Below are 11,921 nucleotides of genomic sequence, written 5' to 3'. Positions count from 1 at the left end.
GAGTGAGCAAATATGAACAGATATGTCATAGAGACAAAACAGATCACCAAAGTATACAATCCGCGCTCTCCCTTTTTTGCTCTGGATCATGTAGATCTTCATGTAAGCGAAGGCTGCATTTATGGTCTGATCGGAGATAACGGTGCAGGAAAAAGCACATTGCTTAAATTGCTTGCCGGACATATTTTTCCAACAAAAGGAGAACTATGCCTGTTTGGCGAAACCGAAGAAAAAACGCTTTGCAATATCCGCAAAAATATCGGCTGTCTGATCGAATATCCAAGTTTTGTTCCAGGGATGACCGTCGAACAAACACTGCATTATTACGCCATTCAAAAAGGGGTTCCAGACAACAAAAAAATCAGCGAAACAATTCAGCTGACCGGACTAACCGAGAAGCAACATGCAAAATGCAAAACGCTTTCGCTTGGACAAAAACAGCGTCTCGGTCTTGCAGTCGCCTTACTCGGAGAACCACAGATCCTCATTTTGGACGAACCGATTAACGGACTTGATCCGAGCGGTATTATTGAATTTCGCAGTATCCTTCAACAATTAAATGAACAGAAAAATATCACGATCCTTTTATCCAGCCATATTTTATCAGAATTAGAACATCTTGCCACAGTTTACGGCTTCCTAAATAAAGGGATGTTACTTGAGGAGATCAGTTCTGAAGCTTTACACGAAAAATGTGCCAACTGTATCGAACTGACTGTTTCTGATGCTGAAAAATATGCCGTTTTACTCGAGAAAATATTTCCGAGAGAAAACTACAAAATACTTCCTCAAAATACAGTCCGCATTTATAAACCGCACGAGACTGCCGAGAACTTCAGCCGGCTTGCCGCCAAAAATGATGTTTACATTACAAAAATGCAGACACTACAGACATCTCTGGAAGATTATTATATAGAACTAAAGAAAAGAGGCGACGTAAAATGTTGAATTTTATCAAAAGTGAATACTACCGTCTGATCCATACAACCGGAATCCTTATTTTTTTCGGAGTGCTCTCCGGTCTGACAATTTTACTGATATTAGGTATTTCGGCTGTTAAAACGCAATATCACACAACCTCTTTTTCCTATTCCATTCTTGTATCCAGTCCGATGTTTTTCACATTAATGGGAATGCTGACCGCTTCGCTTCTCTATGAGGACAGTAAAAGAAACGGGATTATAAAAAATTCGATTGCAAACGGAATTCCAAGAAGAAAGATCTTTCTCGGACAGTGCATTATCAGTGTCACCGCTGCAACTGTCATTATGACGATTGTTCTCGCTCTCTGGATTTTTACAACCGAATTACTCCTTGACAAAACCGGCCCGGTTCACATGACCGATCTGCTAATGGAAATTCCGGCTATTTATTTGATTGCCGTATCCAGTATTGTTTTGACAATCACACTTTCCCTAAGTTTCCAAAACGGAGCGTTCATATTTTTTACATGGCTTTTTGTCTTTTTCATTTTTCCGACAATTTTATTTAAGTTCGGAATAGCAGTTTCAGCGCATTTTAAAACAGATCTTATCTACAACATCTCCATGTGGATGCCATCGAACTTTTTTCAGATCAACACAGCAAACGTCAATATGAGTTCATGCATTACTGCATGGGATACAACAGGCGGTATGCTGCGCTGCGTAATTGCGGGAATTTCAGGAATTGTTATTTTCATGATAATTGGATTCAGGCACATCAGCAAAGCAGACTTATAAACACAAATATGGAGGGATCTCATATGTTGTATATTATTCTATTTCTTGTCAGTATCACAGGGGGATATATTGCATTTCGCTACATTTCCCTTCTCCGTGCATTAAAACAGATACAAAAAGACCTCGATGTCATACAGCAAGATCTCTCCAAAAATCAGATGATCCACCTTCCTATTCCAAACAATCGGTTAAGAAAACTTCTCATCACGATTAATTCTTTTTTAGATGAACTTCACAAGGAACGCGCTCGTTATGCAAAACAGGAAAAAGATTTTCAAAAACAGATCGAGAACATCAGTCACGACCTGCGAACTCCTTTAACAGCCATTCTCGGATATGTGAGACTATATAAAAAATCCCAGTCTTCCTATATCTCACAAAACAGCGAGCTTTCAGATACACTGGATGTCATTGAACGAAAATCAGAATCACTGAAGAATCTAATTACGCAATTTTATGATTTTTCCCGGCTTACAGCTCATGACTATGCAGTAAATCTGATCAAAATTGATACTGTAAAATTACTGAAAGAATCTTTTGCAGACAACTGTCAAATACTTGAAGAAGCACATTTAGACGTTTCGCTTGATTTGCCGGATCGTCCAATATATGTGTTTGCTGACAGGACCGCTTTAGAACGAATCTTTTTCAACTTATTCCAAAATGCCGGAAGATATGCCCACACCTTTTTTCATATAACAATAAAAGACGAACCAGATTTCATCAAAATCCTGTTCGTCAACGACACATGCTCTCTTTCATACGAGGATACGTCCAATCTGTTTGACCGCTTCTATATTCAGGAACCGGCACGCAGTCAGGGTGGAACCGGACTTGGTCTTACGATTGCCAAATCCCTTGCAGAAGAAATTGGTGGAGAACTTTCTGTTGCTGCCAAAAAATTAAACAAAAACGGATCTCTTCTTATTTCATTTTCTTTAGAATTTCCTCTGCATCAATTTCAAAACTCTGATACATAATATGCATTTGCTCTTCTGCTAAGATCGGGTTTCACTCATTTTCAGCACAAACATATTTATTCAAACATTTCGCCCAGTCCTGCAACATTTTTACCTATGTTTGCACTTATTTGTTCTATACATTTCTTCTACTATAGATTATAATGAAATACAAGAAGTTTGGAGTTTATGATTTCAGTATTTTATGTAGGAGGAAACCAAATATGAAACAAAAATTATACGACAAATTCGCAGAACTTTTTGGCGCCGCAGACGATGCACATTTCTATTTTGCTCCCGGCCGCGTCAACCTCATCGGAGAACACACCGACTATAACGGCGGTCATGTATTCCCCTGCGCCCTGACACTTGGAACCTATGGCGTTGCAAGAAAAAGAGAAGACCGCCTTATGCATTTTTATTCCTGCAACCTCGAGGACATCGGTGTAGTGGAAGCATCCCTTGACGATCTTACTAACAAAGACAGCTATGACTGGGCAAACTATCCTCTCGGTGTTGTATGGACATTCTCAGAAAAAGGCTATAAATTGGAAAATGGATTTGACATGGTAATATGGGGAAATATTCCAAACGGCGCAGGACTTTCTTCCTCAGCTTCCCTGGAAGTACTGACCGGAGTTATTTTGACTGATTTATACGGAATTACCGATTTAAGTCCAATAGACCTCGCTTTATTCGGACAGTATTCTGAAAATAATTTTAACGGATGTAACTGTGGTATTATGGACCAGTTTACCGTAGCTGTCGGCAAAAAAGATAACGCAATATTCCTCGACACAAACACTTTGGAGTATGAATATGCCCCCATCCAGCTTGAGGATTCCAAAATTATCATTACAAACAGTAACGTAAAGCATAGCCTTGTTACTTCCGAATATAATGTTCGCCGTCAGGAATGTGCAGACGCACTCAGTGATTTGCAGAAGGAACTGCCGATCTCTTCTCTTGGCGAACTTACTCCTGAAAAATTTGAAGAGGCAAAACATCTGATCCGGGATGAGGTTCGTTTAAAACGTGCCAAACATGCCGTCTATGAAAACCAGCGTACCATCACTGCCGTTAAAGCGCTGAAAGAAGGAGATATTAAAAAATTCGGAGAACTGATGAATCAATCTCATGTCTCTCTGCGAGACGACTATGAGGTGTCCTGCAAAGAAATTGATCTGCTCGTTGAACTTTCCTGGAACACTCCGGGCGTAATAGGTTCCCGTATCACCGGCGGAGGATTTGGCGGCTGTACTGTCAGCATTGTAAAAAATGAGGCTGTGGACGAATTTATTAAAAATGTCGGCGAAGCCTATGCGGACAAATTCGGATATGAAGCAGAATTTTATGTAGTGAACATCGGTGGAGGCGCTTCCCGCTTAGACGTATAAAAAATCTCTATCACACAAAAACATCGAACTGATTGAGATAATAAGACTTGCAGTTCTTGCGGGTCAGCTTAAAATAAAAAATACACCTTGTACAAGACGAAAACTCTTTTACAAGGTGTATTTTTAGTCCATTAATTTAAATATTCATGTACATTTTCTTTTGTAACCTTAGAATATGGAAGGTAAATATAATTGCCCTTGCTAAATTCTATTTTATCCTCTTCCCCTGTCACCAAAGCGGCTGAAAGCTCTGCTATCGCTCTCGCCTGCCCTTCCTTATCGTTGTACACCGTTCCCGCCATCATCGAATCTTCCACTGCCTTTAGTCCCATGTCTGTACCGTCGATTCCTATAAATACCGGAAGAACTGCCTCTGTATAATTCAACTTCTTATAAGCATCCATCGCCCCAAGCGCCATATCATCATTATTTGCCAGTACAAGTTCTACCCTATTCTTATATTGTCCCAGTATCTGCTCCATCCGGTTCTGCGCCTGTGCCCGATTCCAGTTCGCAATTTGATAACTTAGCTTTTCCAGCTCAATCCCCTTCTGATTTAATGTATCTACCGCATTTTCTGTACGAATGATCGCATCCTGATGACCTGCTTCCCCTTCTAAAACTACATACTGAATTTTCCCATCTTTATTATGATCTATCTGACTGTTTTTCTGTATCATTTCCACGGCCAGTTCTCCCTGCAAAACACCGGACTGCTTTGCATCTGCGCCAACATAATAAAGCTTGTCCCACTGCTTCATATCCTCCGCAACCGGTTCTCTGTTAAAAAATATAATCGGCACATCATGTTCCTTGGCAACGTCAATAATCTCCGACGGATCTGCACGATCTACCAGATTCACACAAAGAACATTACACCCTGCGTTTATCAATTCTTTCACCTGATCATTCTGCACGCGCTGAGATCTGTCAGCATTTCTGACTGTCATCGTCGTTTCAATCCCTTTTTGATTGAGAATCTTAAGTTCTTCCTTAAAACAGACAAGCAGTTCACTTAAAAAGGTATCACTTTGATCATAACAGGTAATCCCAACATAAATCTTGTCCGACACAGGCACTTTCTGCTTACTGCAGGCACATAAAACGTACATTCCCATACACAAAATAATTATCTCTGCTAATCGTTTCTTCCCTTTCATTCTACCACCTCTGCTATAATGCTCATGTACCCTATACGCCTTATTGACTCATAGTAAACAAAACTTCTTGATTTTCTTTCGAAAACAACGTCTCTCTGCGGACAATCGAATACGAAACTGTTCTGCTCTTTGGTTTGTTCATAAAATATTTCAAACTATCCGATAACTCTGCCACACTTTGGTATCCTCTGTTAAACTCGTCCGGCACTATGAGACACTGTATCTCAGCTGTGTCTAAATAATAGAACGCTTCCATAGAATGTCCAATTCCGTACAAAACTGCTCCGTGGAGATTATTTGATGCAGAATATTCCCCGGCTGATACCAAACTTATATTGTCCAAGGCCATTATAAAATCCACTTTTGAACTCTGTTCCAATGACTCTTTTCCTTCATCCTCCTCAAAGGAATCCGATATCTGCCATATGATATCCGCCTCTTCTTCTGCCAGCACATCTTTAATCCCTTCCGCTCTTTCCTGTACAGAACTTTTGTTTCCTTCCCCCGAAACAAGCCCTATTCTTTTTCCTTTTATATTCCCGCCGCAGTCTTTCAACAACTCCCGAGCTAAAGCCTCTCCCATAGCGTAATTATCTACCCCTGTAACCGGCATTTTTGTCTCTTTTCCATCGGAAGACACAAAACTTTCCACAAGCACAACAGGGACTTTCTTTTCCACTTCTCTAAGCATTTTTTCTGTTTCTTCTCCGTCAGAAGGCTCTACAATAACTCCCGAGGCGCCGTTTTCTATTTCTCTTTCTATCAGATTTTCTTCTTCCTGCGCGCTTAAAGTTCCTGCAGTACTTACCACAAGCACCTCTATCTTTTTATCTGCCGCCGCCATTTTCATCCCGTACTTAAATGCCGACCACTGACTGTCATCCGAATTTTGGATAATTACAGAAATTTTTTCCTGCTTTTTTTCATTTTTCCCCAAAAACATGAACATGATCAGCACCAGAACCATAACGCCTAGAATTGTTTCGATCAAAACAAATATCTTTTTGCCATTCTTCATTCTTATTCCCTCTGCATTTCCTGTCCTACTGCGTTTTCTTTGCCATGCGGATTTCCTCTTTCTAATGTCTTACGGTTTTCTTCCGTATACATAACTGCCGGAAGTCGAATCGAGACGGTCGTTCCTTCATCCGGCTCACTTTCAACAACAACCCCATATTCTTTTCCAAATACAATCTTAATGCGGTTATTGACATTCACAAGTCCCACTCCCGATCCATGCTTATGCACTCGATTCTCACCTGTCAGAAGCCTGCTTACCTCTTCACTGCTCATTCCAACGCCATTATCTGTCACGGAAAGAACAATCATTTCCTTTTCCATTTTGCCGCTTATTTTTATTTCTCCACAATCATCCATCCCGCTGACTCCGTAGTTGATTGCATTTTCCAAAATCGGCTGCAAAACCAGCTTCACAATGCAGAACCCATAGAGAGAAGGATCTACATCAAAGATGACCGAAAAGGCATTTTTATACCGTATTTTCTGTATATTCATATAACTCTGAGCATGCTGCAGCTCATCCCGGATATTAATTACTGTATGGCCTTTTGAAAGACTTATGCGGAACAGTTTTGCAAGCTGAGAAATCATAAATGCCGCTTCGTCATTTCGCTCATCCTCAATCATCCATGTAATAGAATCCAGTGTATTATACAGAAAATGAGGATTGATCTGGCTCTGTAACGCATCTAATTCGCTTTTTCTGCGCTCGTTCTGCTCTACGATAATCTTCTTCATAAGCTCGTCAATCTGTTCGTAAGATTTTTGGATAGAGCATCCAAGATACCGGATTTCTTCCGCTCCTCCTATATACACTTCCGGTTTTTCTCCTGCCTCATATTCCAGTACCGAGGCATTTAATTTCAAAATCGGACTGGAGATTCTCGCCGAAACAACACGGTTAACTGCTACAAGTATCATCGTCGTCAAAAACATCAACAAAATAATAAAATAACGCACATCAATCATTCCGTGTGTAAATGTTGAATAAGGAATCACCCCCACCAGCTTCCAACCGGTATAACTGATCGTATTGACGATCACTTTCCGTCTCTCTCCTTCAAAACTTTCTTCATACACACCATCCTTGCGCGCCGCCGCCACACTACTGTTCTCTCCGCCAAGGCCGTTGCTGATCTGTATCTCTCTTGGGTGATAAATAATTTCGCCGTTGCTGTCACACAAATAATAATACTCTCCGTTATTCAAAGTATTAATCTGATTCATCATTCTTGAAATATCTGCATAGTCCATATCCACTAGCAGCACACCCCGGCGACATACCCCGCTGTCCGTAATTTCAATCATTCGGCTTAAAGAAATTACCCAATAATAGCGAAATGTTCCATCATCAAACAAATTTTGAATATGAGGCGTAGAAAAATGCATATTTTCCACCTCTTCTAAAGCCTGTATGTACCAGTCCTGCTGCGTCACATCAGGATCTTCTTTCTGAGACGCCACCGGTTCTGCCGCCATCAGCCTCCCATAGTCATTGTAAATTGCGATACTTTGCAGGTCATCCCTGTTTGCTCCGTATAAAAGGTTCATCCTGCTTTGAATTTCCTGTTTTTGTTGGGAAAAATCACTCTCTTTTATGACATTGTAATAGACAGTGTCAGATATCTGACGCATGCTGACAAGATAATCTTCCAAACTCTCCCCTGTCTGTTCCATCAGCTTCTGAGTACTTTGCACCGTCTCCTGCCTGGACAGAGTAGAAAACCACAAGTACATAACAAGCCCGAAGAGCAGCATAATAAAAATAGAAACAAGGGAAAATGCTCCCATCAAAGTAGTTTGAATCCCTCCAAGCTTTAAGCCGTCCCACCTTCTATCCTTTTTCCAGTTTCTCACCTTTTCTGCAATGCAGCCTCTTCCCGAACTTCCAGCCTTTTCCTGACCAGCCGATTTTCTTCTGCTTTTGAAATATCTATTTTTCACTTTTTGTATGCTCCGCTCTGTATTTTGAAGGCGATACGCCAAATTGTCTTTTAAATACATAGCTAAAATAATTAGGATCTGTGTATCCTACCTTCTGCGCTATGACATAACTCTTTTCATTTGTTTCAATCATCAGGCGTGCCGCCTGCTCCATACGGTAATCTGTTACATATCCGACAAAGGATTTTCCGGTTTCTTTCTTAAAAACTGTAGAAAAATAGGAGTTGGACACTCCCAACATTTCACAGATCTGTGCAAGAGATAACTGCGCATCCGCATACTGGCTGTGTACATACTCTTTCGCTTTCGATACAAAAGACTGCGTCGATCTGCTCCTTGCCATGACTAAACTTTCGCTGAAACAAAGACTAATATCTGTAAGCCATTTTCGCAGTGCGTCAGGCTCCATCTCAAGCAGCACCTCGTAGAGCATTCCTATATCACCACTGATCCCCTCCGCTGCAATATCATTGTTTACGGAAAATCTAAACAACGCAGTTATGAGATCCATAATAACAACCTGATGCTGCTGCAGTGATTTCAACGGAAATGAGATACGCTCTATATACTGATTTACCGCTTCTATAATTTCGTCCCGTGAATTCAAACGGATCTTTTTAAATAAATTCAATAATTCTGTATCATTTGTAAACCGCGTCTCTCCCGACTCCGAAGGCGCGATTTCCTTAATATTAATCGCCCTGGAAGCGCCGTAAACAGCACGATAGGAAACCGCCTCCCGCGCCGTATTATAGGACTGTGCCAAATCCAGCGCACTGCTGCAGACCTGACCAATTCCGACCGTGACAACCGCCCCGATAATGCGGTTTACATACTTGCAGAAGCGATCACAATCATCTGTTAACTCTGCAATTTCATTTTCACCGTTTAGTTGAGCAAACAGAACACTGTTGCCAAGATAGGGAAAACATTTTGCCCGCCACCTTTTCCCCAGACGCTCTTCAGCCTGTTTCTGTACAGATGCAGCTAAAAACAAAGAATTCATATTTTCCGGGACCTGACTGGAAGACATATGGATTACAAGGCAGCAGAAAAGCGGCCCCGGAAGAGAGATTTGATAATCCGACAAATATCTCTGCAGTTCCTCTTCATGGATTCTTCCTTCTATCAGGGTAGAATAAAAATTCGCCTGCAAGAGAGGCAGAGACTCCGTGTAATACTGCTCTAGTTTTTCCATGCTTCTTCTCTCACTTATCTCCTGATCCAGTTTCGCTTTTAAATGCGTAAATATATTCACCAGTTCCACAGAATTAACCGGCTTTAAAATATATTCTTCCACTTCCAAATGAACTGCTTCCTTCGCATACTCAAACTCATCAAAACCTGTAAAAAGCACAATCTTCATTGCAGGATATTCCATTCTGATGTGACTGCATAATTCCATGCCGTCCATATACGGCATTTTAATATCTGTCATAACTACATCCGGCTGATGCTCCTCTATCATTTCCAAAGCTTTCACCCCGTTATCGGCATATCCGAGAACAGAAAAGCCCAGATCTTCCCACTTAATTTTCCGGATGATGGCCTGTATTACTTCCTCTTCATCATCTACCAAAAGTATCGTATATTTCTCCATATTTCTCCCCACACATCGTTCCGCTTTATTTTTTCTCATTATAACAAAGACATATCTGCCTGTAAATACAACCACAGTTTTTATCTGCCTTTTATATCTTCCGTCGCTGAAACTGATACAAATCCTATCAGTATATGGGGGCAACGACACCTACGGCACATCAAGCAGCATAAAAAGGTATTCTACACCAATCTACTAACAAGCGGTAAGCTGTATGGCTGCCTTTCTGACATTGACAAACAGGCTGAAGATATGCTTTTTCGGCTGGTAAAACAAATAGCAGAGTGAGTGAGTGTGCCCGAACGGTTAAACGTGACTACTCAAATGGAGCGGGGTGCACGAATGAATCACATCCGCAGCAGAGTCACAGAAATCGTAAACAATGATATAAAAAAGCCATTGGGGCATCCTCCGTAAGGAAGATGCCCCAATGCCGACTCTTTTTTTGAAAATCTATTTTTATTTTTTCTGTACGTATTTCAGACAATCCAGCGCTACCGCAACAAGAATGATAATACCTGAGAATACAAACTGCAGGTTTGTATCAATACCGAGGATTGTAAGGGAATATGTAAGCGCGGTGAAAATAAACACACCGACTACTACTCCTGAAATCTTTCCGATACCACCTGTAAATGATACTCCTCCTACTACACAGGCTGCAATCGCATCCATTTCCCAGCCTTGTCCGTAAGCTGCAGAACCTGAACCTACCATTCTTATACACTCCAGCCATGAACCAAATCCGTAAAGGATACCTGCCAGGATAAATGCTCCTACTGTAACGGCAAATACAGAAATACCTGATACCGCTGCAGCTTCTGCATTTCCGCCAACCGCATACAAGTTCTTTCCAAAAGTTGTCTTATTCCAAATAAACCATACAACAAATACCGCAACGGCCGCCCATATAATAATTGTCGGGAATCCGTTTATCGTCGGAATAATCATATCCGGAATCGTCGGCTCAATAGCTCCAAAAGACACTCCCTTTGTCGCATATGTAACAAGTCCGAAAATCACAAGCATATTTGCCATTGTCGATATGAACGGATGCATCTTAAACTTCGCGGTAAAAAATCCGGCTATCATTGTAAAAAAGGTACACAGAAAGACGCACAAAACAAGTGATAAAATCACCCGCGCAATGATAGGCATTGTAGTGAAATCAAATATATGTCCGAAAACACCGCCCGTATTGACACCCTGATGCATAATAATCGTTGCTGTCGTCATTCCCATACCTACCATACGTCCGATTGAAAGATCTGTTCCGGCAAGAAGGATCAGACCCGCAACACCTAATGCAAGGAACATCTTCGGAGATGCCTGCTGAAGCACGTTCAGTACGTTATTATAGGTAAGCAGAGGCGCACCTTTCAGTATCGGCGTAATGATACAAAGTACTATAAATATCAAAAGGATAGCGATATATAATCCGTTCTGAAGGAAAAAGTTTCTTTTGCTAAACGTATATTTATAGTTTTCCCATTTCTGTGCCCGTGTCTCAAGAAATGTAAATTTCGACATACGGAGTAAATCAATCAAATGATATTTATAAGAATATGCCGCATGCCGTCTGTCCTTTATCGTTTGATAATCTTTCTGCAATTCCATCTTCGCATCAAACAGTCGGTTTTTATAAACGTATTTCTCATCCTTTACTTCCTGATGCTCTGAAATTTTAGACATGATCTGCTGATGCTCTTTTTTCAGTTCTTCTACTTTTTTCTCGTATTTCTGTTTCGCAAGCGCCTTTTCCTGCACACAGCTTGCCTTTACAGGCTCATAATATTCTTTATCAAAATGCGCCTTCAAATATGCTTCTGCATCTGCAATCAGCTTTGCTACCTTGTCCTTATGCTCCGCCTCCACTGCTTTTGCCTGTTCCAGCTCTCTGCGCATTCTGGAAAGTCTGTCTTCTTTCTCTCCTTTTGTAAGCGTACGATCCCGCTTTACTCCGTCTATTGCATTTTGCAGGGACAGCACCTTATCTGTACCATCCACCCGGAGAGCGTCAATCTTTTTTTGAATTGCACCGACGTATTCTTCAATCGGCCGGCGAATCTGCATTTCCTGTTCCGCCGTCAGAATCTTACTGTTTCCATTAGCCATATTCA

General features: G+C 41.1%; 10 protein-coding genes. 5 read left to right on the top strand and 5 right to left on the bottom strand.

Annotation, left to right across the window (positions count from 1 at the left end; all coding sequences use genetic code 11):
• Positions 1-12 precede the first annotated feature (12 nt).
• The 4 genes from RCH61_RS01015 (at position 13) to RCH61_RS01000 (ending at position 4,077) form a co-directional block, all read left to right on the top strand.
• The gene (locus tag RCH61_RS01015; protein WP_306479608.1) at positions 13-948 is read left to right on the top strand and encodes an ABC transporter ATP-binding protein; all 936 of its coding nucleotides are present in this window, start codon (positions 13-15) and stop codon (positions 946-948) included.
• Complete coding sequence (locus RCH61_RS01010) at positions 942-1,721, top strand: ABC transporter permease (RefSeq protein ID WP_306479607.1); 780 nt, start codon at positions 942-944, stop codon at positions 1,719-1,721. Before RCH61_RS01015 ends, RCH61_RS01010 begins: the two co-directional genes overlap by 7 nt.
• A gap of 23 nt (positions 1,722-1,744) precedes the next feature.
• Positions 1,745-2,701 (top strand): sensor histidine kinase, encoded by a 957-nt coding sequence (locus tag RCH61_RS01005; protein WP_306479606.1) that lies wholly within the window; start codon positions 1,745-1,747, stop codon positions 2,699-2,701.
• 203 nt (positions 2,702-2,904) lie between these two features.
• Positions 2,905-4,077 carry a galactokinase gene (locus tag RCH61_RS01000; RefSeq protein ID WP_306479605.1) on the top strand — a complete coding sequence of 391 codons (1,173 nt, stop codon included), beginning with the start codon at positions 2,905-2,907 and terminating at the stop codon, positions 4,075-4,077.
• A gap of 131 nt (positions 4,078-4,208) precedes the next feature.
• On the opposite strand, the gene RCH61_RS00995 is transcribed toward RCH61_RS01000, so the two are convergent.
• From RCH61_RS00995 to RCH61_RS00980, 4 genes are read right to left on the bottom strand one after another with little or no spacing between them, the layout of a single operon-like run.
• Positions 4,209-5,237 carry a galactose ABC transporter substrate-binding protein gene (locus RCH61_RS00995; protein ID WP_306479604.1) on the bottom strand — a complete coding sequence of 343 codons (1,029 nt, stop codon included), beginning with the start codon at positions 5,235-5,237 and terminating at the stop codon, positions 4,209-4,211.
• Positions 5,238-5,277: 40 nt separating this feature from the next.
• Positions 5,278-6,255 (bottom strand): substrate-binding domain-containing protein, encoded by a 978-nt coding sequence (locus RCH61_RS00990; RefSeq protein WP_306479603.1) that lies wholly within the window; start codon positions 6,253-6,255, stop codon positions 5,278-5,280.
• Between the two features lie 2 nt (positions 6,256-6,257).
• A complete protein-coding gene (locus RCH61_RS00985; protein WP_306479602.1) occupies positions 6,258-8,201 on the bottom strand; it encodes a cache domain-containing sensor histidine kinase in 1,944 nt (647 codons plus the stop codon).
• On the bottom strand, positions 8,191-9,801 hold the full coding sequence (locus RCH61_RS00980; RefSeq protein ID WP_306479601.1) for a response regulator transcription factor: 1,611 nt from the start codon (positions 9,799-9,801) through the stop codon (positions 8,191-8,193). The genes RCH61_RS00985 and RCH61_RS00980 overlap by 11 nt, the downstream gene beginning before the upstream one ends.
• Between RCH61_RS00980 and RCH61_RS09825 the strand changes: the two genes are divergently transcribed.
• On the top strand, positions 9,691-10,089 hold the full coding sequence (locus RCH61_RS09825; RefSeq protein ID WP_306479701.1) for a TnpV protein: 399 nt from the start codon (positions 9,691-9,693) through the stop codon (positions 10,087-10,089). The genes RCH61_RS00980 and RCH61_RS09825 overlap by 111 nt on opposite strands.
• Before the next feature lie 171 nt (positions 10,090-10,260).
• Here the strand turns inward: RCH61_RS09825 and RCH61_RS00970 are convergent, their stop codons facing one another.
• Positions 10,261-11,916 (bottom strand): ABC transporter permease subunit, encoded by a 1,656-nt coding sequence (locus RCH61_RS00970; protein WP_306479600.1) that lies wholly within the window; start codon positions 11,914-11,916, stop codon positions 10,261-10,263.
• Positions 11,917-11,921 lie beyond the last annotated feature (5 nt).

Origin of the sequence: Mediterraneibacter sp. (assembly GCF_030825015.1) — a bacterium.
Lineage (GTDB): Bacteria > Bacillota > Clostridia > Lachnospirales > Lachnospiraceae > Mediterraneibacter.
This window is presented reverse-complemented; position numbering and strand designations above follow the sequence as displayed.